This is a genomic window from Aquimarina litoralis, from assembly GCF_039523995.1.
In the GTDB taxonomy this organism is placed as follows: domain Bacteria; phylum Bacteroidota; class Bacteroidia; order Flavobacteriales; family Flavobacteriaceae; genus Aquimarina; species Aquimarina litoralis.
Genome location: NZ_BAAAGE010000001.1, coordinates 1765149 through 1789932, shown reverse-complemented (window position 1 = coordinate 1789932; position 24784 = coordinate 1765149). Strand labels below are relative to the sequence as shown.

22 protein-coding genes are annotated in these 24784 nt (G+C 32.7%); 13 read left to right on the top strand and 9 right to left on the bottom strand.

The features are described from left to right. Positions 1-54: 54 nt before the first annotated feature. From ABD077_RS07210 to ABD077_RS07170, 9 genes are all read left to right on the top strand, one after another. A complete protein-coding gene (locus ABD077_RS07210; RefSeq protein ID WP_343911662.1) occupies positions 55-2682 on the top strand; it encodes an AsmA-like C-terminal region-containing protein in 2628 nt (875 codons plus the stop codon). 393 nt (positions 2683-3075) lie between these two features. Continuing rightward, on the top strand, positions 3076-4344 hold the full coding sequence (locus ABD077_RS07205; protein WP_343911661.1) for a hypothetical protein: 1269 nt from the start codon (positions 3076-3078) through the stop codon (positions 4342-4344). A gap of 37 nt (positions 4345-4381) precedes the next feature. Continuing rightward, complete coding sequence (locus ABD077_RS07200; protein ID WP_343911660.1) at positions 4382-4819, top strand: hypothetical protein; 438 nt, start codon at positions 4382-4384, stop codon at positions 4817-4819. Positions 4820-5195: 376 nt separating this feature from the next. Continuing rightward, positions 5196-6452 (top strand): hypothetical protein, encoded by a 1257-nt coding sequence (locus tag ABD077_RS07195; RefSeq protein WP_343911659.1) that lies wholly within the window; start codon positions 5196-5198, stop codon positions 6450-6452. A gap of 26 nt (positions 6453-6478) precedes the next feature. Next, positions 6479-6922 carry a hypothetical protein gene (locus ABD077_RS07190; RefSeq protein WP_343911658.1) on the top strand — a complete coding sequence of 148 codons (444 nt, stop codon included), beginning with the start codon at positions 6479-6481 and terminating at the stop codon, positions 6920-6922. Between the two features lie 452 nt (positions 6923-7374). Next, positions 7375-8649, top strand: a complete 1275-nt coding sequence (locus tag ABD077_RS07185; protein WP_343911657.1) for a hypothetical protein — start codon at positions 7375-7377, stop codon at positions 8647-8649. An 80-nt stretch (positions 8650-8729) separates the two neighbouring features. Then, on the top strand, positions 8730-9176 hold the full coding sequence (locus tag ABD077_RS07180) for a hypothetical protein (protein ID WP_299603391.1): 447 nt from the start codon (positions 8730-8732) through the stop codon (positions 9174-9176). Positions 9177-9275: 99 nt separating this feature from the next. Beyond that, a complete protein-coding gene (locus ABD077_RS07175) occupies positions 9276-9908 on the top strand; it encodes a LysE family transporter (protein WP_299895065.1) in 633 nt (210 codons plus the stop codon). 95 nt (positions 9909-10003) lie between these two features. After that, complete coding sequence (locus ABD077_RS07170) at positions 10004-11458, top strand: pyridoxal phosphate-dependent decarboxylase family protein (RefSeq protein WP_343911656.1); 1455 nt, start codon at positions 10004-10006, stop codon at positions 11456-11458. Here the strand turns inward: ABD077_RS07170 and ABD077_RS07165 are convergent. Next, entirely contained in the window at positions 11451-12248 is a 798-nt protein-coding gene (locus tag ABD077_RS07165) for a DUF2797 domain-containing protein (protein ID WP_299895061.1), read from the bottom strand. The genes ABD077_RS07170 and ABD077_RS07165 overlap by 8 nt on opposite strands. A gap of 125 nt (positions 12249-12373) precedes the next feature. Here ABD077_RS07165 and ABD077_RS07160 point away from each other — a divergent pair, with 125 nt between their 5' ends. Together ABD077_RS07160 and ABD077_RS07155 are read left to right on the top strand one after the other, a co-directional pair. Then, a complete protein-coding gene (locus ABD077_RS07160) occupies positions 12374-13906 on the top strand; it encodes a GH3 auxin-responsive promoter family protein (protein ID WP_343911655.1) in 1533 nt (510 codons plus the stop codon). A 230-nt stretch (positions 13907-14136) separates the two neighbouring features. Continuing rightward, positions 14137-14478, top strand: a complete 342-nt coding sequence (locus ABD077_RS07155) for a hypothetical protein (RefSeq protein ID WP_343911654.1) — start codon at positions 14137-14139, stop codon at positions 14476-14478. A 105-nt stretch (positions 14479-14583) separates the two neighbouring features. On the opposite strand, the gene clpX is transcribed toward ABD077_RS07155, so the two are convergent. The 8 genes from clpX to ABD077_RS07115 form a co-directional block, all read right to left on the bottom strand. Next, positions 14584-15816: an ATP-dependent Clp protease ATP-binding subunit ClpX gene (gene clpX, locus ABD077_RS07150; RefSeq protein WP_343911653.1), complete on the bottom strand. Its 1233-nt coding sequence runs from the start codon at positions 15814-15816 to the stop codon at positions 14584-14586. Positions 15817-15911: 95 nt separating this feature from the next. Continuing rightward, positions 15912-16586: an ATP-dependent Clp endopeptidase proteolytic subunit ClpP gene (gene clpP, locus ABD077_RS07145; RefSeq protein WP_343911652.1), complete on the bottom strand. Its 675-nt coding sequence runs from the start codon at positions 16584-16586 to the stop codon at positions 15912-15914. Between the two features lie 101 nt (positions 16587-16687). Beyond that, positions 16688-18010, bottom strand: coding sequence for a trigger factor (tig, locus tag ABD077_RS07140; RefSeq protein ID WP_343911651.1), 1323 nt, complete (start codon positions 18008-18010; stop codon positions 16688-16690). Positions 18011-18096: 86 nt separating this feature from the next. Beyond that, on the bottom strand, positions 18097-18444 hold the full coding sequence (locus tag ABD077_RS07135; RefSeq protein WP_343911650.1) for a phage holin family protein: 348 nt from the start codon (positions 18442-18444) through the stop codon (positions 18097-18099). A gap of 101 nt (positions 18445-18545) precedes the next feature. Beyond that, complete coding sequence (locus tag ABD077_RS07130; protein WP_343911649.1) at positions 18546-20117, bottom strand: SGNH/GDSL hydrolase family protein; 1572 nt, start codon at positions 20115-20117, stop codon at positions 18546-18548. Positions 20118-20209: 92 nt separating this feature from the next. Next, positions 20210-21469, bottom strand: coding sequence for an OmpP1/FadL family transporter (locus ABD077_RS07125; protein ID WP_343911648.1), 1260 nt, complete (start codon positions 21467-21469; stop codon positions 20210-20212). A 122-nt stretch (positions 21470-21591) separates the two neighbouring features. Next, on the bottom strand, positions 21592-22359 hold the full coding sequence (locus ABD077_RS07120) for an alpha/beta fold hydrolase (protein ID WP_343911647.1): 768 nt from the start codon (positions 22357-22359) through the stop codon (positions 21592-21594). 1 nt (position 22360) lies between these two features. Further along, positions 22361-23074 (bottom strand): pyridoxine 5'-phosphate synthase, encoded by a 714-nt coding sequence (locus ABD077_RS07115; RefSeq protein ID WP_343911646.1) that lies wholly within the window; start codon positions 23072-23074, stop codon positions 22361-22363. Positions 23075-23172: 98 nt separating this feature from the next. Between ABD077_RS07115 and ABD077_RS07110 the strand changes: the two genes are divergently transcribed. Both ABD077_RS07110 and ABD077_RS07105 read left to right on the top strand, forming a co-directional pair. Further along, positions 23173-23829 (top strand): CBS domain-containing protein, encoded by a 657-nt coding sequence (locus tag ABD077_RS07110; RefSeq protein ID WP_343911645.1) that lies wholly within the window; start codon positions 23173-23175, stop codon positions 23827-23829. Positions 23830-23867: 38 nt separating this feature from the next. Then, entirely contained in the window at positions 23868-24752 is an 885-nt protein-coding gene (locus ABD077_RS07105) for an NAD kinase (protein WP_299603427.1), read from the top strand. The last annotated feature ends 32 nt before the right edge of the window (positions 24753-24784 follow it).

Here is a 24784-nt window from a genome sequence, read left to right as displayed (position 1 = left end):
CAGCCGCAACATTATACACGATTAAATCGTTACTTTACGTAAAAAGCAATAACAATGGTAAAAAAGGTCCTCAAAATATTCGGTATTATCATATTGGTCCTAGTAATAGCAATTATATCAATTCCTTTATTATTTGGAGGAACCATCAAAGATAAAATTCGCTACTTAGCCAACGAACATGTTAATGCCAAAGTTGATTTTGCCGATGTTGATATTAGTTTAATCAGAAGTTTCCCTAAAGCTTCTGTCATTATTGAAGAACTTTCAATTATTAACTTTGCTCCTTTTGAAGGAGACACACTTGCATATGCCAAAAAAATATCTTTGGATATGTCAATCAAAGAATTATTCAAAGGAGCATCGGACCCAATAAGTGTGCAAAAATTTATTATAGACGAGGCTAATATTGCCGTTAAAACAGATTCTTTAGAAAATTCAAACTTCGATATTGTAAAGTCTTCAGAAAAAGCAGAACCCACTCAAGAAGAAGAAAGCAGCTCTTTTACATTTGAATTAGATCATTATGAAATCAATAACAGTAAGCTTTTGTATCAAAATGATGTAAGCAAAATTGCTTTACGCATGACGGATATTAATCATAGCGGTGACGGATCTCTTTCGGGAGACAAGATTATCTTAGACACTAAATCAAGTTCTAAAGTATCTTTTAGCTTAGATGACACGAATTATCTAAACAAAAACGCCCTACAATTAGAAGCAGCACTAGAACTGGATCTGGAAAACCAGCGATTTGCATTTAAAGAGAATAAGGCTTTGGTAAATCAGCTACCTCTTGAGTTCAAAGGGTTTGTGCAACTTTTTGAAAAGTATACAGATGTTGATATTAGTTTCAGCACTCCAACATCAGATTTTAAAAACTTTCTTGCTGTTATTCCTGAAGCATACGCAAAGAACTTAGATGGTGTACTAACAACGGGAGAGTTTTCAATCCATGGAATGATCAAAGGAAAATCCGATGATACTTATATCCCTAAAATGGATATTAAAATTGCTTCCAACAATGCTTCTTTCAAATACCCAGATCTCCCAAAAAGTGTTCAAAATATCACTATTGACACTCAAATAAAAAATGACACTGGTTTAGCTGATGACATGTATGTTAACATAAACAATCTTACTTTCCGAATAGACCAAGATACTTTTGCTGCTAATGGTAGTCTAAAAAATATCACTTCCAATATGATTGTGGATATGGCTGTAAAAGGAACTCTAAACCTTGCTAACCTTGACAAGGCGTATCCAATGGAGTTAGAACAACAACTAAACGGAATACTAAAAGCTAATGTAAATACTAATTTTGATATGGAATCTTTAGAAAAGGAGCAATATCAAAATGTTAAAAGTTCTGGAACTATTAGTTTAGATAAATTCACCTATGCTTCTGCTGAATTACCCAGTGAAATAAAAATAGCAAACGCTAATGTCAACTTTCAACCAGAAAAAATTACATTAGAAAAAATGAATGTTACTACCGGCAAGTCTGATCTTGCTGCAGCAGGTACGATACAAAATTTAATGGGGTTTTTATTTTCAAAGCAAAACCTGAAAGGAAATTTCGATGTTAGTTCAGAGGTATTCGCAGTAAATGATTTTATGGTTGCGGAAGCAGAAACAACTGAACAAGAAACTAAACAAAATCCGACTGAAGACGCCCTGAAAATACCTTCATTTATAGATGCAACCTTAAATTTTGACGCGAAGAAGGTACTATATGACAATCTTGAATTAAAAAACACTAAAGGAAGTGTAAAAATAAATGACGAGACAGCCTATTTACAGAATGTAACATCCAATCTGTTCGACGGAGGTCTTGCGTTTAATGGGCAAGTATCTACTAAAACAGATACTCCAAATTTTGGAATGAACTTGGATTTAAGCAAAATCAATATTGCTAAATCTTTTGCAAGCTTAGAACTATTGCAAGGATTAGCTCCAATTGCCAAAGCACTTACAGGAGCATTGACTACGCAAATAAAACTTAATGGAAATCTTAATAACGATCTTACACCCGTATTGAATTCGTTAAAAGGAAATGCGTTAGCTGAGATCCTAAATGCGAAAGTAAATACTTCTCAAACACCTCTCTTATCTAATTTAGATAACCAATTAAACTTTTTAGACCTCAACAAACTAAACCTAAAAGATATCAAGACATCGCTAAATTTTGACGACGGTAAAATAAACGTAAAACCTTTCGATTTTGATATAGAAGGCATTAAAATTACAGCTGGAGGAAGTCATAGTTTTGACATGAATATGAATTATAATGTATCTTTAGATGTACCTGCAAAATACCTTGGTAATGAAGTTGGTGGACTGATCTCACAATTAAGCGCCCAAGAAACTAATGAAATGAAGGTTGCACTTCCGATTGGAATATCAGGAAACTTTTCTAATCCAAAAATCAATCTTAATACTGGTCAAGCAGTAAAACAACTTTCCCAACAGATTATAGACAAACAAAAAGACAAGGCAAAAGACAAAATTATTGGAGAAGGTTCCAAAGTACTAACAGATTTGCTTGGCGGTTCTAAGAAAAAAGATTCTACTTCTTCCACTTCGGATAAACCAGAAGATAAATTAAAAGATGCTGCAAAAGATATTTTAGGAGGTTTTTTAGGCAAAAAAAAGAAAAAAGACACAACAGGCACAAAAAATTAGATCTATAATAATTAATAGTTGTTAAGGTTTTTTATGATTTTCTTAATCAAGACATTACTGTATTTCGTTTTGTTCAAAAATTAATTAGAGATGGTAGCTTATACAATAATTAATTTTTTTTACGTTTATTTCTTAGTACTTTAGTACTGGGATACACAAAAAGAAGTAAAGGTTATAATTGGAATATTTCATTTATAAACCTTTAAAAAAAACGTCTTATTAGAACTTCACCAATAACACCCGTCACCGTTACATTTTATTTTTTTAGTCAATTCATTGTAAACTAAACAATATTTTTTTAACACTTAGATTAACTATTTAGTAAAGTTATATTTCAACTAACTAATACTAATAGTTATAATTTTACATTAAAACAATCCCCACGTATAAATTATGAAACTAGCAATTTTCCCCATTGTATTTCTTTTATTCCTTTCATCATTATCATATTCCCAAAATGCGATGAATGATAGTTCGATGAGCTGGATGAAAGGATGGACAAATTTTGACCCTAATCACGAAGCATACCCTGAAGCTGATCGTGATATTCCGAATATTATAGATGAGGATACTTACCTTTCTAATGAATTCACTTATCTGCTTTCAGGAAATGTTTATGTGATCAATGGAGCAACATTAACCATACAAGAAGGCACTATTTTACGATGTGATACAGAAACTCCAACCAGTTTGGTTGTAACTAGTGGATCTAGATTGATCGCCAGAGGTTTAAAAGGTCAACCAATCGTTTTCACTTCAGACAACCCCCCTAAAGCTAGAAAAAGTGGAGACTGGGGAGGAATCATTATTGCTGGTTCGGCTACGATAAATTCACCTGCACCATCGGGTATATTAGAAGGAAACTTTTTACCTCAATATTCATTGTATGGCGGTAATGATGATGATGAAATGACTGCGATCATGACCTACATCAGGATCGAATATGCAGGAAAAAAAATCAACCAATCTAAAGAATTAAATGGTCTTTCATTATACGCTGTTGGTAAAAAATCAATATTAAACAACATCATGATCAGTCATTCTGCTGATGATTCGTTTGAATTCTTCGGAGGAACACTAGATATAAATAATTTGGTTTCTTATAAAGCTAAAGATGATGATTATGATTTTACTTTGGGATATAGAGGCGAATTGTATAACATTGTTGCTATAAGACATCCATATATTTCGGACATAAGCGGTTCTTACGCAATTGAAATTGACGGATATGATAAAAAATCCGGACTCACTGCTAAACAGCTATCTATCGTAAGAATAAAAGAAGCAACACTTATTAATCTATCAGACAACAGTAATTACCAGCATACATCGGCCGCTATCTCTTCTAAAAATTTAGCGCAATTAAATTTTTCAGATTCTAGAATATCAGGTTTTGCCAATGTTGTGAAATTTGATAATTCTTATACATCTTATAGCAACTTGCAACAATCTTTTTCTTTAGAAAACAGTATCTTTAATGTTCATGATCAGAATGTTGTTTCACGTCTAGCAGGAACAACAGATGTTCAAAAACTATTAAAATATAATATGTTCACGACTCAGTTTAAAAGTGCAGCAGATCTTTTTGAAAATCCTTTGGACAAAAAAAATCCTAAATTTACTTTAAAACAATCCCGTGATAGTTATACAGTTATGCAGTAAATTTTTAAATTTACCATAATTAACTAATACTCTTATAATGAAATCGATTTCCATCCTATTTTTCACCTTGTTTATAACTACCTTAAGTTTTGCTCAGACCAAAAGCAATATTTTATTTGACCAAAGAACACTCATAAAAAAGTTTCACACTATTGATCAGCTAGAAGGACTGAAAAAAGGAGAACTCGTAAAACTTTATATAGAAAGAGTTAACGAAGTTATCACTGTATTACCTTATATCGCATTGTCAAACGAAGCAAACGTAAGTTTATCTGATATTGGAATCAAAGAAAACTCTGACAATCTTAAACTTTTAAAGAAGCATCATGAAACTACAACAGAAGCTTTTGAGAGTACAAGCAATCTGATTACAGAGTTTGTTCCGTATGCAGATACTGAAAAAATAATATGGTCTATACTTTATTACGAAGAAATGATTAAAAAAATTCGAATTGGAGTCAATGGGAATTTTTAAGAAATAAGGAATATTTTTACATAAGCAGCCTAAAAAAGGCTGCTTTTTTTTGATTCAAACTTTCTCAAATGAACATTTCATCCTTAATCCAAAAATTAAGACTTGAAACATATTTTATATCGACCCTAAGTTTTCAAAACCATATCACTTCTCTTTAAACAAAACACCCTAAAACACATAACTCACTGAAAAACAAAGATAAAAACCACTTCTCTTACATCAGAAAATATCCTAAAAAGTGTTAATAAATCATTTTTCTTGTAATCTTTCTCTGATAAATTCGAACTAAACGATATCACTTATTTATAAAATACGATTTATAAAAAACAAATCATCACTAACAGTTTAATGAAAGTAGAACTTAAAAGATAGCGTTATGAAAACAAGAGATTTACTAAGTTTATTTTTATTTATTGCAATTTCGGTTTCCGGATTTTCTCAAAATAATTTCAATACAAATAATGTAAAATGGATGAAATATTGGACAAATTTTTCTCCTAATAAAACAAACTACGCTGATTACGAAGAACAACTGCCTAATATTATAGATAGAGACACTTATTTAAGAAGTGATATTATTTATTTTATTTCCGGAAATGTTTATGTAACCAATGATGCCACTTTAACAATTGAGGAAGGAACCTTAATTAAAGCTGATACAGATCAAACCACAAACCTTATTATCTCCAGAGGATCTAAACTAATAGCCGATGGAACCAAATCAGCCCCTATAGTATTTACTTCTAACAAATCAAGCAACTCCAGAAAAAGTGGAGATTGGGGTGGAATCACAATCATAGGCTCTGGAAAAGCAAATACTATTGAAGGAGAAGGAATCATAAAAGGAAAATTCAATCCACTATACACTATTTTTGGAGGAAATAATATTGATGAAGAAACAACAATTTTACGTTACGTAAGAATAGAATATGCAGGTAAATCCACCAATGGGCTATCACTATATGCCCTAGGCAACACATCTATAGTTGAAAATATAATGGTTAGTTATTCTGCGGATGATTCTTTTGAATGGCATGGAGGAGCTTCTACCTCCAAAAATCTAATCTCTTACAAAGCTAATGATGACGATTTTGACTTTACTCAAGGATATCGAGGAGAGCTTATTAACATAGTTGCTGTTAAACATCCATACATAACAAGCAATAATGGTTCTTATGCAATCGAGGTCGACGGATACAACAAAAAAATAGGTTTTGATAATACCAAAATATTATCAAGTATAGACATAACTGGAGCAACTTTAATTAGTCTTGTAGATGAAAGTAATTACACCCACACCAGAGCAGCAATATCCATAAATAATCTTGGCGAATTATACATAAACAATTCGAGCATATCAGGTTTTTCAGATGTCGTACAATTAGATAACACATTTTCTACGCTTGGCATGATAGAAACTGCTTTCAAATTAGATAACAGTTTTTTTAATGTACACAAAGAGGGCGTAATCACACATAATGATATTGAAAATAGCACTTTTAACTTATTGAAATACAATAGATTTACCAAATCATTTAAGCAACCTGAAGAGATTTTTAGTGCTCCCTTGGACAAAACAAACCCTGATTTTTCACTAAAAAACTCATTAAATAATTACATGGTAGTTCAATAACACTACAGCATTTAAAACCAACAAAAATGAAAAAAACAATCCTAACAATAGCAGTATTTCTAGTATTAATAAGCTCTCTAAACGCTCAAGCAAGAAGAAAAGGAGTTTTATTTGACAACAGTAAGTTAATTACTAGATTCCATACAATCGATGAGCTACAAGACCTAAACAAAGGAGAGTTAATAGAATTGTATTTAGAACGAACTAGAGAAATATTTGTAGTACTACCTTACCTATCATTATCTAACCGACCAGGAACAAGCTTAAGCGACATAGGAATAAAAGAAGATTCCGATAATTTAAAAGTCGTAGAGAAAAATAATGAAATAGCCGATAGAGCATTTGAATATACTACTAACACTATTAAAGAGTTAGTGCCATATTCAGATACAGATAAAATCATTTGGTCAATTTTATACTTCGAAGAAATGATCAAAAAAATGCGATTAGGTAAAGACGGAAACATTTAACCGTAAAAAACATCGACAAAAACCACAAAATAATCGACAAATAATATTTGTTTGAGATTTTTTATTGTCCTGCAAACCATAAATCATTTCAAAATTCCCCAAAAAATCAATTTTTATATAAATTTCAAAAACACCAATAAATACTTACTAATCAGATATTTATTTAAAAAAATGAAATTTATTACAAAAAATAATTTTTTAAAAAACTTATTTCCTCAAATTTTTATTCAAAAAAAAACAAAAAATCACAAATAACTGATTATCAATTATTTGAATTTAAAAAAGTAAGAAAATTACTCCTAATATTTTCATAAAATACATAAAAATAACGATGAACGTACAAATATTACGGTAAACACGTAACCAACTTTTCAAAAAGTGTTTTAATTTAGTCTCGCTAATAAAGAAGAAAGAATTTTCTTCTAAATCGATAACCCCAAAATAAAACTTTTATGAAACTAAGATGCGCTTTAATTACATCTATTTTATGTTCTTTCTTATTTTTTAATACCACAGCTCAAGATTTTAATACCAATGATGGTAAATGGATTAAAGGTTGGGCTAACTTTACACCAAATTCTACAGAATACCCAGAAGCAGACGAAATAATACCTAATATCATTACAGAAGATACACACTTAAGCAATAGTTCTGTATACCTTTTATCTGGTGATGTCTATGTTACTGCGAACGCTATTTTGAGTATACAAGAAGGAACAGTCATAAGAGGAGATCACGAAAATCCTGGTAAACTTATTATTACGAAGGGATCAAAACTTATAGCAGTAGGCTCTGAGGCTTACCCAATTGTATTTACATCCAATAAAGCTTCCAAGTCTAGAGCTAGTGGAGACTGGGGTGGTATTATTATTGCTGGATCTGGTAAAGTTAATTCTGTTTCTGGAAATTCAGTAATCCAAGGTAAAATCAACCCACAATATGCTGTGTATGGTGGAAATAAACATGAAGAGCAAACTACAGTTTTAAAATATGTTAGAATAGAATTCCCAGGAAACAAATCAATGGGATCGGAAAATAATAATGGCTTATCCCTTTATGGTATAGGGCAAGCATCTATAGTTGATCACATCATGGTAAGCTACTCCGGTCAGGATTCTTTCAGTTTTTCTGGAGGGCAAAATAATATCACCAATGTACTTTCTTACAAAGCAGAAGATGACGACTTCCAAATTTCTGAAGGTTTTAAAGGAGATTTAGATCATCTAATGGCAATTAGACATCCGTATATTAATAGCCCTAAAGGATCTTATGCAATAGAGATTGATGGTTATAACAAAGATCAAGGCTTTCTTAAGCCAAATGCGGTATCTGATGTAGCTATCACTAATTCGACATTTGTGAATCTTTCTGATAATTCGAACTATATCCATACAGCTTCTGCAATATCAGCAACAAATTCAGCATTAGTATATTTACACAACTCTAAAATATCAGGATTTTCAAACGTAGTAAAGTTTGATGAATCATATACTTCCTTAGCTGTATTAGAAAGAGCTTTCAAAATGGACAATAGCTTCTTTAATATCCACGGAGAAGGTGTAGAAGTAAGCTATAAACCGAACACTGGTGTATTAAATATTTTGAAATACAATAGATTTACTAAAGACTTCGTAAGCGTTGACAAGTTATTTGAAGATCCAAATAGTAAAACCGCACCAAAATTCCAATTAAAAAAAGCTATGAACAATTATATGGTAATGCAATAAATCACATACCATTTATACCTTTTTTGTACCCTAATCAGCGCCCCAAATCTGATACTTGAATAAATACGATCATTTACATTATGCTTAAATCAAATATTTTAATAGGTTTCATCTTTTTTCTATTCATCCAAAACACACATGGCCAGAAAAAAGATGAAGCCATTTTTTTTCAGAAAAAACATCAAATCACTAAATTTCACACCATAAGCGATCTTGAAAATCTAAAAAAAGGAGAGCTTATTAAGCTGTATCAAGATAGAATAAAAGAAATCGTAACCGTTCTTCCTTTTTTATCGTTAACGAACGAACCGGATGTTAGATTAGCGGATTTAGGGATCAAAGAAGATTCTGGTCATATAAAATCACTTAAAAAAAGTACAGAAACCGCAGAAGAAGCTGTCAACGTTTTCCAAACATCTATAGAAGAACTGGTTCCCTATGCAGATACCGAAAAGATCATTTTAACTATTCTTTACTTTGAAGACATTATTAAAAAAATGAGAATAGGAGTTACGAGAAGCTTTTAGATTTTCTCCATCTCTTTTACTAAGAATTGACACTCTTTTTCTCACACAAATTAACAGACAACACTGTAAGGGAATTTTAAAAATCTCTACTAATGGGATATGATCACATTTTATCTCATTCTCGGAATTTTAATTTCTACCATTGGAGCACTACCACTTGGAGCAGTCAATATCGCTGTTATCAACACTACCATTAAGGAAGATACTCAAAAAGCTTTTCGAATAGCTTTAGCCGCAGGAATAGGTGAAGTTTTATTGGCGTTTTTTGCATTGCATTGTAGCATGGAACTTACAGGTTTTTTCGAAAACAATCAGTGGATACAGATAATAACCATTATAGCATTTTCAATTGTAGGCGTTTACTTTTTATTGTATAAGAAAAGTTCAAATCATCAAAGAAAATCAAAAAGAATACAATTTGGCACATCTAAGTTTCTTACCGGATTTTCATTAGCTTTCCTAAACCCTCCTGTTGTACTCTATTGGATTGTTGCCATTTCTTTAATCAACAAACATTTCTTTGAACTTTCCCTTCAAACATCTTTGGCAGCTTTATTTTTATTCTTTATTGGAATATACATGGGCAAAATTAGCACTCTTTATTTATATAGTAAATGGGGAAATCGAATGGCGAATAAACCGGGAGATTCAAAAACTAAATTATTCCGTATTATCGGTATTGCATTAATCTGCATTTCGCTTGTTCAAGGAATAAAACTGCTCATCATCTAATATCCTATAGTAATTACTCTTTTTCTACCGAATTTTACTAATACAAATCATTAAAAACCCTATACATTTGCATCAGATTTCTATAAAAGACACTTATGAACGAACAGGATCTGAACGCAAAGTTACAGTTATCTAAAGAAGACATGAAAAAGTATGGTTATGCTATTATAGACCATATTGTTTCACATTTTGAAACTCAAGATTCCAAAAAACCAGTTGCCATTGCTTCCAGAGAAGAAATGGATGAACTACTTACAGAAGACATTCCTAGCAGCCCAACCAATGCACATGATGTATTGAATTTTGTAATGGATCAAGTAATTCCTCAAAGCACCATTGTAACACATCCTAAATCCTTCTCATTTGTTCCAGGGCCTAGCAATTATATCAGTGCTATGGCAGATACGATAGCTACAGGTTTTAATATTTTTTCCGGAGGATGGGCCGCTTCTCCAGGTGCAGCAGAATTAGAAATATTAACAATGAACTGGTTATTAGAAATTTTTGGTTTTGGAAAGAAAAGAGGTGGAGGCATCTTTACCAGCGGAGGATCCATGGCTAATTTAACTGCATTAGTTACTGCAAGAAGAATTAAATGCGGAGATGATTTCTCCAAGGCAGTTATTTATTTATCTGACCAAGCCCACTCCTCTAACATTAAAGCAATTAAAGTAATTGGTTTTAAGAAAAGTCAAATTAGAATTATTCCCACTGACTTAGAATTTAAAATATCACTTAATAAATTAAAAAACGCCATTGCAAAAGATCGTCTTCAGGGACTAGATCCTTTTTGTATTATAGCCTCGGCAGGAACCACCAATACAGGTACTGTAGATCCATTAAACGAAATTGCAAAAATCTGTAAAGAGGAGAAACTGTGGTTTCATATTGATGGCGCTTATGGTGGCGCTGCAATTCTTGCAAATAATGGTAAAAAATTACTCAAAGGCATTGAAAAAGCAGACTCATTGACGGTTGACCCTCACAAATGGTTTTTCCAGCCGTATGAAATGGGTTGTTTACTTGTTAAAAACCATAATTGGTTAAGTGGAACTTTTAGAGAACAACCAGAATATCTAAGAGATGTAGAAGGAAATCAATCAGAAATTAACTTCTATGATCATGGAATTCAGTTAACCAGACGTTTTAGAGCCTTAAAATTCTATATGTCCCTTAAGACTTTTGGTTTAAACGCTTTTAAAAAAGCGATTCAATATAACATAGAACTTGCCGAACAAACAGAAACTATATTAAGAAAAAGTTCTACCTGGGAAGTTGTTTCTCCTGCAACGTTGGCCGTTATCAATTTTAGATTCAACCCTATAGACAGAGACTTATCAGAAAAAGAAATTGATCTTATCAATCAAAAAATTTCTGAAAGAATAATGCATTCCAGAGAAGCATTATTAGTGACCACTGTTTTGGTAGGTCAAGTAGTATTAAGAATGTGTCTTATAAACCCTAGAACTACTTTAGACCATATAAAGGAGACAATCACACAATGCGAAATATATGGTAAAGAATTATTAGCAAAAGAATTTGCTAATTAAGCATTGTTAATTGAACGACATAACCTTCATTATTTCTAACATTGAAAACCGTACTATCTTCAAAGATCAAATACTGACCTTTGATACCTTTAAGAACACCAGTGTATTCTGGTGTTTTTTCTAAATTTAAGCTCTTTAATTTCGTTGGATATTCCAATACAGGAAAGCTTAGTTCAGTTTCAGTATTATTTTCAATAAAATAATCTTTTACCTCATCAGGAATATATGCTTTTAATTGATCTCTATAGGTTACCAAATTCTCATCTTCAATCTCATTTTTAAGCATTTTTCTCCAATTAGTTTTATCAGCTACATGCTCTTTTAGTGCAACCTCTGTAATACCTGCCAGATATCTATTTGGTACTTCTACAATTTCAATAGCTTCATGTGCTCCTTGATCAATCCATCTGGTTGGTACTTGTGATTTTCTGGTCACTCCTACTTTTACATTACTAGAATTAGCCAAATACACAATATGTGGTTGCAACTGGACTTTCTTTTCAAATTCGAGATCTCTATCCTCTACTCCCAGGTGTGCTTTGCTCAATTCTGGACGCATTACCCAATCACCCACCTGTGGCTGATTGTAAAAATCATCATAACAATATCCTTGTCTGTATATTTTTTTGTTTTTACCACATGCTAAACACTGATATCCGACAAAACTTATTTTTAATGTTTTACCTAACAACTGATTCACATGAATAAAATCAGAATCAAACACTAAATAATACTGTATTGGATCGCCAATCTCGGTTTGCATCTTTGTCAAAACTCCTTGATATTGCATGAAAAGTTTAGTTATAAAGTTAAATCAGTAAAAAAAATGTAATTATTTTTATTATTTTAGTTTCTTACGAAGAATAATTACACAATCATTTTTATAATAATTAAAGCTCAAAGATACGTCAAAAAATGCCAATCCCTATAGTCAATTCTATCGCTAGCTGGTTTCTTAAAAAGCGTTTCCATCAGATGGAGCTTTTTCTGAAATACCCAAACGAAGTACAACTAGAACTACTTCATGTTTTATTGGAAACTGCTAGAAATACTGAATTTGGCAAACAATACGATTTTTCTTCTATCCATAATTACGAAACTTTCAGAGAACGAATCCCTGTAAGGTCTTACGAGGATTATGAAGAAATGATCGAGCGAAGTCGATTAGGACAACATAATATATTCTGGCCTACTCCCATAAAGTGGTTTGCTAAATCTAGCGGAACTACAAACGCAAAAAGCAAGTTTATCCCTGTAAGTCAAGAATCATTAGAAGATTGTCATTATGCAGCCGGAAAGGACCTACTTTGCATGTATCTGAACAATAACGAAAACTCAAAATTATTTACAGGAAAAAGTCTTCGTTTAGGTGGAAGCAAAGAATTATATAAAGAAAATGGTACTTCATTTGGTGATTTATCAGCCATTATAATTGACAATATGCCATTTTGGGCAGAATATAGCTCCACACCGAGCAATGAAGTTTCTTTAATGAGTGATTGGGAAACTAAAATGATTGCCATTGTTAACGAAACTATACAAGAAAATGTAACGAGTCTTGCCGGTGTACCTTCATGGATGCTAGTACTATTAAATCAAGTTTTAGAAACTACAGGAAATGATCATATCTACCAGATTTGGAATAACATTGAAGTATATTTTCATGGTGGTGTCAGCTTTGAACCCTATAGAGATCAATATCAAAAAATATTTCCTGGTGACTCCTTTAGATATTATGAGATTTACAATGCTTCTGAAGGTTTTTTCGCCATTCAAGATCGAAATGAATCTTCCGAATTATTATTGATGCTAGATTATGGGATTTTTTATGAATTCATTCCTATGAATACTTATGGAACAAATGATGAAAAGGTTATTCCATTAAGCGAAGTAGAAATAGGAGTAAATTATGCGGTTATTATCACTACCAATGCTGGTCTGTGGAGGTACAAAATTGGTGATACGGTTAGATTCACATCTACCAACCCATACAGAATAAAGGTTTCTGGAAGAACCAAACACCATATCAATGTATTTGGAGAAGAACTAATTATTGAAAATGCGGAAGAAGCATTAAGAAAAACTACAAAAGAAACTAATAGCGAAATAGTAGATTATACAGTTGCTCCTATATTTATGCAAGGAAGGGAAAAGGGAGCTCATGAATGGATGATAGAATTCAACAAATTACCTGACGATCTAGAACTATTCGCAAACTTATTAGACCAAAATCTCCAGAACATTAATAGTGATTATGAAGCTAAGCGATATAACGATACTACATTAAATATTTTAAAAATCAATAATGCAAGACCTCATCTATTCTATGACTGGCTCAAAAAGAATGACAAATTAGGCGGACAACACAAAATACCTCGTCTTTCTAACTCCAGAAAGTATATGGATGAGTTACTGGTCTTAAATAAAATTAACTCGTTTACCCTATAATTGTTTTAGGTATTATTTGGATTTTTTCTACCAGTTTTATTAAAAATTAATTTAAAAAATACGGTTTTAACGTAAAATACTTACGTAATAATTTTTGTTTTTTCGTCGAAAATGAGTACTTCATCGATTAAAAAAAACGATTTATCTAAAACTTTTAAATTCTCTTTTTCTGAGGAAATTTTCATATTAAATTTGTTACCAGATAGTTACAACTTCAAATGCCCCAAAATATGAAAAAGTTTATACTAAGCATTGTTTTTATTTCTTGTTTTGTTTCAATTTCTGCACAAGAAAATGACAAAACTATTAACACTTTTAAAAAGGACAATTCGACAGTAGAAGTTGCTACAATTAAACTTAAAACATTAGATATTTCTGCAAATGATATTTTTACCGACAACAAGAAAGTTTGTTATGGTGAAACTTCTAAAACCGCATTTTACGAAGTTTTAATATCTCAAAACGGATTTAATATAAATCTTAAAAATAGTTCAGATTTGGTGATCAAAAACACCGAAGAAATAATTTCTAAGAAAAGAGATGAAGTTTTATATTCTGAAAAAGAAGATTAAAACTATTTTTTACAAATCACTACTTTTTTAGCATTAGCTCTAAAAATAAAAAGCTCATTAGTATATAACTAATGAGCTTTTTACATTATCTGTATTTCTTTCCTTTTAAGAAACTGCTTTTAGTTTATTTATTGTAGACTTATTCAATTTCTTCTCGGCATAGTCCTTAGTAACTCTTAATTCTTTTTCTTCACTTTCTGGCAATTCGTACATAGCATCTGTTAAAATTGCTTCACATAAAGATCTTAATCCTCTAGCTCCTAATTTATACTCTACAGCTCTTTCTACTATATAATCTAAAGCTCCTGATGTTATCGTAAACTCAATATTATCCATTTCAAACAACTTTTTATATTGTTTGATAATAGCATTTTTAGGCTCTGTTAAAATAGCTCTTAACGTATGATTATCCAGCGGATTCATATGCGATAATACAGGAAGACGACCTATTATTTCCGGAATCAAACCAAAATCCTTCAGATCTTTTGGAATAATATACTGTAACAAATTATCTTTTTCTATCGTATCCTCTGTTTTAGAAGCGCTAAAGCCCATTGCCTGCATGTTCAATCTTTTTTGTATTGAACTTTCGATACCATCAAAAGCTCCTCCAGCGATAAAAAGAATATTCTCAGTATTGACCTCGATAAATTTTTGATCAGGGTGCTTGCGGCCACCTTTTGGTGGAACATTCACTACAGTTCCTTCCAACAACTTAAGCAAGGCTTGCTGCACTCCCTCTCCAGAAACATCACGTGTGATACTTGGATTATCGCTCTTTCTTGCAATCTTATCAATTTCATCGATAAATACAATACCCCGTTGTGCCTTTTCTAAATTGTAGTCCGCTGCCTGTAGCAAACGTGTCAGAATACTCTCTACATCTTCTCCTACGTATCCAGCTTCAGTAAGAACTGTTGCGTCCACAATAGCTAAAGGCACATTAAGCATCTTAGCGATTGTTTTAGCTATTAGTGTTTTTCCAGTTCCGGTTTGCCCTACCATAATGATATTACTCTTCTGAATTTCAATATCATCATCTGTACTAGGCTGTAGTAATCTTTTGTAATGATTATAAACTGCAACAGACATCACTTTTTTGGTAAATTCCTGACCAATTACATATTCATCGAGAAACTTCTTTATTGCCATAGGCTTACGAAGCATCAATTCAGAGCTTAACTCTCCGGTTTCCTCGTCTCTTGCTTCTTCTACCACAATTCCGTGAGCTTGAACGATACAACGATCACAAATATGTGCATCTAAACCTGCAATAAGCAAATTAGTTTCCGATTTCTTTCTTCCACAAAACGAGCATTCTAATTCTTCTTTCGGCATAATTATCTATTTCATAAATTTGTCCATTACAATCTAACAACAGACAATACTAGGGGTGCAAATTTATAATTTGCTTGTTATTATTTAATTATAATCTATTCTCTTGTCAAAATCTCATCAATCATTCCATAATCTAGAGCCTTATCCGCTTTCATCCAATAATCTCTATCACTATCTTCATATACTTTATCATATGATTGCCCAGAGTGTTTTGCTATAATTTTATACAACTCTTCTTTTAATATAAGAATTTCTCTAGCCGTAATCTCTATATCACTAGCTTGTCCTTGAGCTCCTCCTAAAGGTTGATGAATCATCACCCTACTATGTGGTAATCCAGAACGTTTCCCTTTTTCTCCTGCACACAATAAAACCGCCCCCATAGATGCTGCCATACCCGTGCATATAGTAGCCACATCCGGCTTAATAAACTGCATAGTATCATAAATACCTAAACCAGCATATACACTACCGCCTGGTGAATTAATATAAATCTGGATATCTTTTGAAGAATCAACACTCTCCAAAAACAAAAGCTGTGCTTGTATAATATTAGCTACTTGATCATTAATACCTGTTCCCAAAAAGATAATACGATCCATCATTAGACGTGAGAATACATCAAAAATTGCTACATTCATTTGACGCTCTTCAATGATATTTGGTGTCATCCCAACAGGATACATACTACTAATGATTTTATCATAGTAATTACTATTAATACCATGATGCTGAGTAGCGTATTTTTCGAATTCTTTTCCGTAATTCATATGTTCTTCTTCTGAAATTTTATTTTATAAAAAAAGGCGTTAACCAAGACTTGGTTTAACGCCCTAAATATAAGTATAAATTCCTTATTAGTTTGTGTTGATTATTTGTAAACTTCTTTTACAAAATCATCAAAACTTACTTCTTTTTCCTTTAATTTAACATTCTCTTTGTAGTATCCAAGTAATTTCTGACTCATTAATTGTTCAGAAATTCTTTTTACCTCATCTTGATTAGATAAAATTCTTGCTGCAATTTCCTCCAACTCCTTATCTTCTGGAGATGTTTGTCCAAATTGTGCCATTTGCCCTTTGATCAAATCTTTAGCAAACTCTTTTAACTCTTCAAAGGTAACCTGAAGGTTATTATCATTAATAATTTTACCTTCTATCAACTGAAAACGCAATCCTTTTTCACTTTTCTCATACTCATCCTTTGCCTCATCTTCGGTTAATGGCTGCTCTCCAGTAGCCTGAATCCATTTTTGTAAAAACTCAGCTGGCAAATCAAACTTGGTATTTTCTAAAACACTTTCAGTAACATCATTCAGCAATTGTTGATCAGACTGCTGTACAAATTGACGGTCTGCATCTTGCTTTATTCTTTCTTTAAGTTCGGTAACTGTTTTCACAGCATCTTTTCCGTATAACTTATCAAATAACTCCTGATCTAAATCAGCTAATTCTTGAGTGTTTATTTCAGAGATGGTAAAAGTAACCTCTATTTCTAAACCATCAGCTTCTTCCTCGCTAACTTTTAAAGCACTTTGTAGATCACGATCTTCAGAAAACAATCCTTTAGTTTTTAAAGTAAGTACATCTCCTACTTTAGCACCAATAAATTTATCTAAATTTCTTTTACCTTTTATCTTATCTAAAGAGATTGTAGTTTGATTATCTATCTCTTTTTCCTCATTTACAAAAGTTCCATTGATCAAATCATCTTTTTCGGCAGTATCTTTAGCTACTAATTTTCCGTATTGCTTCTGAATGGTTTTGATTTGATTGTCAATCATTTCATCACTTGCTACAATCTTGTAATGAGTAATTGCTTTTTTCCCATTTAGTTTTACATCAAACTTTGGAGCAAGACCTAATTCAAATTCAAAAGAATAATTATCTGCATCCCAATCAAAATTATCTTGTTCCTTTGGAAGTGGATTTCCAAGAACGTCTAACTTTTCTTCAGTCAAATATTTATTCAGAGCCTCTTGCAATAATTTATTTACCTCATCTACCAAAACGGCTTTTCCATATTGCTTTTTTACCAATCCCATAGGCACGTGACCTTTTCTAAATCCAGGTATATTGGCGTTTTTACGATAATCCTTCAGAATACTATCTACTTTATCGCTATAATCTTCTTTTGCAATATCTACTGTAACTACAGCATTTAAATCATCTAATTGCTCTTTTGAAATATTCATTATCTCTACTTTTTTGTACTAAAAATCGGGTTGCAAAAGTAATACTTTTTTATAACCCAACAAAGTTTTAACTCCTTGAAAAACAGTTAACTTTTATCTTTCTTCAAAATAGAATATAATATAGATTGAAATATAGATAGTAAAACGCTAAAAATTAACGCCCACAACCAACCATTTACCCCAAAACCAGACACGAAATGATCAGCAACTAATATGATTGCTGCATTTATAACTAATAAAAACAACCCTAAAGTAACTATGGTAACTGGCAATGTAAGTATGACCAATATCGGTTTTAATACAGCATTCAAAACCGCCAAAAGCACTGCAACAATGAGTGCACTCACATAACTATCTACCTTTACGCCTGGTAATATCTCAGCTAATACTAGTACAGCAATGGCACTAAGTATCATTTTAATTAAAAACTTCATTATAATTGAATTAGATTGACCTTAAGTTACTAAAAACAAAACAATAAAAAAACCTGCTATCATTTAAAATAGCAGGTTTTTAATATTATAGGAGTAAAACCTTAGTTTACATCATTACTAAGTGTAACCGTTCCGAAATCTCCAGGATTCACAGAAGGTAAGGCAGCTCCATAAGTTTGTTTTATAGCATCAATAATACCGTTAGTAACCAAGGCATGAGCTCTTGGAGTTGGATGCACTCCATCCAATGAAAATCCTCCACCAGTTACAAAATCAGATGTTATCACACCTCCATCAAATGGAATACCTCCATTCGCTGCTTGAACTAAATCTCTTGCTACATCATAAAAAGCCAAGTCATTAGCATCTGCTAAAGCTTTTATGGTAGCATTAAATGATGATCTGGCATTAGATATAGCCATTAACTCTGTTGAATCTAGTGCATCTCCATCTTCTATTCCGCTAATCGCATTAATAACTAATAAACCTTGTTCTGCTGTTGGTGTTCCACCTGCCTGAAGAATTCCTAAGACCTGAAGTACCTCAGGAGTTAACACAACAGAACCATAACCCTGAGCTAAAGCCGTTCTATCTATTGTAAGAAGTAATAGTTCATCCGGAGTCATTTGTCTTATTCCAAGAGGATTTGTAGCAGTAACTTCTGTTTCGATTAAAAACAAATTAGGCCCCTCATTAAACTGTATCAGGTATTGAGCAGCAATTTGTTGAGCTTGGGCTAACGGAACTCCAGCACCTGCTAATTGAGCAGTAACAATTCCCGTTACTGCTTGAAAAAAACCTGTCAAACTCGCAGCTGTACTTGCATCCAAAACCAATGCGTTATTTGGAACTGTTGTAAAAAATGGCAACGAAGTAACATCCGGTAAATTAAGTACCACTCCTTTAGCTCCATTTGCTGTAAGTGCAGCTAATAAATCATTATAAACAGAGGCAAAAACATTATTATTTGTGATATCATTACCTCCATATGTTGCAGGATCTATATTACCTGTTTCATTATGATCTACACCTACCCCTCCAGAAGTTGCATATCCTAGAATATCATTATTTCCAATCCATAAACTGAAAAAAGTTGGATTTTGCGCAACGGCATCTCCAATCACCGTAGCATCAGCTGAAGAAGCAAACCTAGCAAAATAAGGATTCGCTAAACCTGCTGATACACCAGCAACATTTCCATATCCAGGAGCTGCTAAATGATAACTTTTTGCACCAGGAACTCCCATATTATTAAAAGAGTTTCCTAAATTGTTAGAAATTTCAGTAGTTGGAGTAGCACCCGTATAAATAGCTGGTCCAGGATTCTCTCCATTGGCATCAAAAGCCAAAACCAATCTATTATTTAAGATTTGCGTACCTCCTAGTAACGCTCCACCAGCATTATCAGCCATAAGAGGTTGAGTAAATTCTCCTCCTCCTGCTAGCTCAAACTGTCCCGCCAAGATATTAGGATATGAATTTTCTTGACCTGTTATGTATAATGCATTATCCGCAAAACCAGCTGTTAGAGAATTTCCTAAAGCAACATAATTAGAAAAATCTGCCTCTCCGCTAGTAAACACTCCAGCTTCATCAATTGGATTATCAAATTCTGGCTCACAAGCAACTAATCCTAATGCCAGAACTGCTAAATATTTTATATTGTTTTTCATCTGTATTTGTTATTTTTTTAATTGTCAGATAGAATCACCAAAATCACTCCGGTTGGTTTCAACCTACTGAATTGGCTTATTTCATCTTTAAATTATAATTTATAAGTTAAACCAAGTCCTGGCGCAAAAGCGCTTGATTTATATGTTCCTCCAAAAGAAGTAGTAGTCTGTGTTACAGGATCAAAAGCAAAATCATAAGATTCATCAATCTCATCAAATCGTAGATAAAAGAAAGATGCATCAATCGCTAACTTAGGAGTAATTGCAAAACTCACACCTCCAGAAAACCCTTGGGAATCATTACGTGGTGTCTCTGGCGCAAAAAACCCAGATTGCACAGGAGACTCGTCGATATAATAACCAGCTCTAAGCGAGATCTTAGAAGTTGCATCATACTGTAGACCAAAACGATATACTGAAGAATTCTGGTAATTACGAGGATTTAGAGAAGAAGATCCATTTCCGAATGTTAGATCCAAAGACTCATATACGTCCCAGAATTGTCTATTATAATCAAATGCAAATAACCACTTTTCGTGGAATTGATAGGAAAGACCAACTGTTAACTCAGCAGGAAGTGGTAATTCCGCATTAAATGTGGTGGTTCCATTCTGTGGTAAACCAGGATTTGAGGAATCAGGAAAGTTTGCAAAAGTTGCCTCTCCTCCTTCTGCTTCCAAAATAATTTCGCTTCGGTAACTAAATCCTAATCTAAAATTTTCGGTTGGATTAAACATTGCACTTACACTCCATCCCCAATTACTTACTCCAGAGTCGTCTACCGTAATATTCGATCTATTACCTTCGATATCTGTTAAGGTTCTATTCAAATTACGATTGAAATTTACCGACCCAGTAACAAAAATAGGTCCTCCTCCAATACTAAACTTATCAGATAACTTAATAGACACTACCGGCTGGATGTATATTGCTGCTAACTCTATATTATTTACCAAATGTGATCCAGCCCAGTCTGTTGGCCAAGTCACCTCACTACCATAAGGCGTGTAAACACCAAGTCCCATTGCCAACCAGTCATTTACTTTATAAGAACCGTATAAATTAAGTGGTGTTCCTACAGAACTATCGGTTTCAGAAGAAATTCCCAAATCGGAGTTTTGATAAATTACATCTGTAAAAATACCACTAGCACCGGCACTTACATTCAATTTATTTTCCAAATACACCAGACCCGCTGGGTTAAAGAATACTAGCTCCGCACTATTTACTACAGCAACACCTGTGTGCCCCATAGCTATAGCTCTCTGCCCTTGCACACTAACTCTATATCCACCTGCGTAGGTGACAAATGTCACTAGGGCGAATAGAACTAATAATAGTAGTTTTTTCATAATAAATTAAAATTGTTTTTGTTTTTATTAGAATTTTGTAAAAAGAAAGCATCAAATTTAGCAGAAAATAACAATTATCCAACTAAATCATTAAAATATTATGCATACATAACATTTTTTCTTCAATTTTTAATAAATTCTAATAAAATTGAAAAAAAATCCGTTGGGTTTTCTGCATGCAACCAATGACCAGAGTTGGAAATTTCCCGAATTACAGCCAAAGGAAATTGCGACTTAATCCGGTGTTCATCTTCTTCTAAAATGTAATTAGACCTATCCCCTTTCATAAAAAGAGTACTACCAAGGTATTGATAATTATCCATAAGTTCAACACCAATTTCAGAAGAATTTTGCATTAAACTTTCTAAATTCATTCGCAACCCTAACTTTCCCTTTTCTTTCCAGAACAAATTTTTCATCAAAAACATTCTCACCCCAGGATCTTTTACGTAATCACTTAGTGCATTATCCACTTCTGACCGACTTTTCAAAATATCAAAATCTAAAGAACTCAGGCCATCTAAAATATCTTGATGGTGCAATGGATAGTATTTAGGACCTATATCAGCAATTATTAGTCTATGAATCATTTCTGGATGATTTACTGCAAACAACATCGCTGTCTTACCACCCATGGAATGACCAAGAAGAATAATATCTTTAAGATTGTGATCTTTACAATATTCTAATACATCAGAAACCATCAATTCATAACTAAAATCATCGCTATGGGGGCTACGACCATGATTTCTTTGATCTATCAAATGCATTTGATACCCTTGCTCCGAAATTTTCTTTGCTAAAGTTTTCCAATTATCCCCCATCCCCAGAAAACCATGTAATATTATAAAAGGTACCCCTTCACCAAAAATATTTGAATGTAATTTCATATTACTTCAGTTTATGCAAATACATATTTACTACATTTTCCAACCCTAGATATATGGATTCACTAATTAATGCATGCCCAATGGACACTTCTAATAATCCAGGAATGTTTTCTTTAAAAAACTTAATATTGTCCAGGGAAAGATCATGACCTGCATTCACTCCAATATTTAAATCGTTTGCCAATTGTGCACATTTCGTATAAGGTTTTACTGCTTCTAGATTACCTTTTGCATACTCAGACGCGAAAGCTTCGGTATATAATTCGATTCGATCTGCCCCCGTTTCTTTTGCTCCTTCAATCATTTTTTCCAACGGGTCCACGAAAATCGAAGTCCTAATATCATTTCTATTAAATTCTGATATCACCTCTTGCAAAAACTCTTTGTTTTTCACTGTATCCCAACCAGAATTACTTGTAATAGCATCTACTGCATCTGGAACCAAAGTAACCTGAGTAGGCTTTATATTAAGTACTAATTCTATAAATTCAGGAATTGGATTTCCTTCTATATTGTATTCAGTATGCACAACAGATTTTAAATCATGCGCATCTTGGTATCTAATATGTCGTTCATCAGGTCTTGGATGTATTGTAATTCCTTCGCCACCGAAATCCTGAACATCTTTAGCGACTTTTAACAAATTTGGAGTGTTTCCGCCCCGAGAATTACGCAAAGTTGCAATTTTGTTGATATTTACACTTAACTTTGTCATAGTTTTTGATATAACTTTTAATAAATAACAAAAATACAAACTTGAGAGCCCCTCGGTTACATATTTTTGATTAATTTGCGTAAAAAGCCCCGGGAATTATGAAGACAAGTTTATACATAATAAATGAAATACAACCCCTTGCTACTTCAGCAAAGGTTGGAGACGCACAATTGTTATTTAACGAATTAACATACACCCATTTCCCTGTTTTTAATGGAAAAACTTACGTAGGATGTATTGCTGAAGCGGATGCAAGATGCTTTGATACGGAAAAATCGCTTGAATCTTATTTATACGCTTTAGAAGGTTTCTTTGTTAGAACAGATGCCAATTGGTTAGACATATTAGAATCTTTTGCTCAAAATCATTCAAACATCATGCCCGTTCTTGATGATCAAAATAATTATCAAGGATATTTTGAACTGAGAGATATCATGAACCTCTTTAACGAAACTCCTTTCCTAAGTGAACCTGGAAACATTTTAATTGTAGAAAAAGGAGTTTTAGATTACTCATTTAGCGAAGTATCTCAGATAGTAGAATCTAATAACGCTAAATTACTTGGCCTATTTATTTCCAACATGGAAAATGACGTTACTCAAATTACCCTTAAAATTAATGATAGTGATATCAATAATATAGTACAAACTTTTAGAAGATATAGTTACAACATAGTTTCTAAACATCACGAAGATTCTTTCCTAAATAACCTTAAGGAACGATCTCAATATTTAGAAAAGTACCTCAATATTTAGCTTACTATACAGAAATAATTTAAAGAAATGACATCATAATGAAGATAGGTATTTACGGCCAGTTCTATCACGAAAATTCTGGAACATACATTCAGCAGTTGTTAGAAGCACTGGACAAGAATAATATCGAAGTTGTAATTGAAAAGAATTTTCTTGAGCTCATAGAACTTCATGAAGATATTGACAAGAGTTATTCTCATTTTAGCACTTTCGAAGAATTAGATGACTCTTACGATCTTTTTTTCAGTATTGGAGGAGATGGTACAATATTAAGAACAATAACTTATGTCCGAGATTTAGGAATTCCTATTGCTGGAATCAATACGGGTAGATTAGGTTTTCTGGCTACAATTCAAAAGGAAGAAATCAAGGATACAATTGATTTGATCTTAGACCAAAAATATTACATTTCACCAAGAACTATAGTGACGATAGATACAGTTCCTCCTTCAAAAGAATTTGGTGTATTAAATTTTGCCATGAACGAGATTGCGGTTAGTCGTAGAAATTCTACTTCTATGATTACTGTACATACAAGTTTAAATGATGAGTTTCTTACTTCATATTGGGCTGATGGATTAATTGTTTCATCACCGACTGGTTCTACCGGATATTCTTTAAGTTGTGGAGGTCCTGTAATGATGCCTGATGCAGAAAGCATGGTACTAACACCAATTGCTCCACATAACCTTAATGCCAGACCCTTAGTAATTCCAGACAATAAAGAAATAACATTACAAGTATCCGGAAGAGAAGACTCTTATTTAGTATCATTGGACTCAAGAGTACACACCTTACCCAATGAAACTACTGTTGTTATAAAAAAAGCACCTTTCAAAATTAATATGGTAGTTTTGGAAGGAGACAGCTTCTTAAAAACATTGAGAAAAAAGATGCTTTGGGGTGAAGATAAACGTAATTAAACAATAAAAACTGCTAAAAAGTGTTTTTTAAT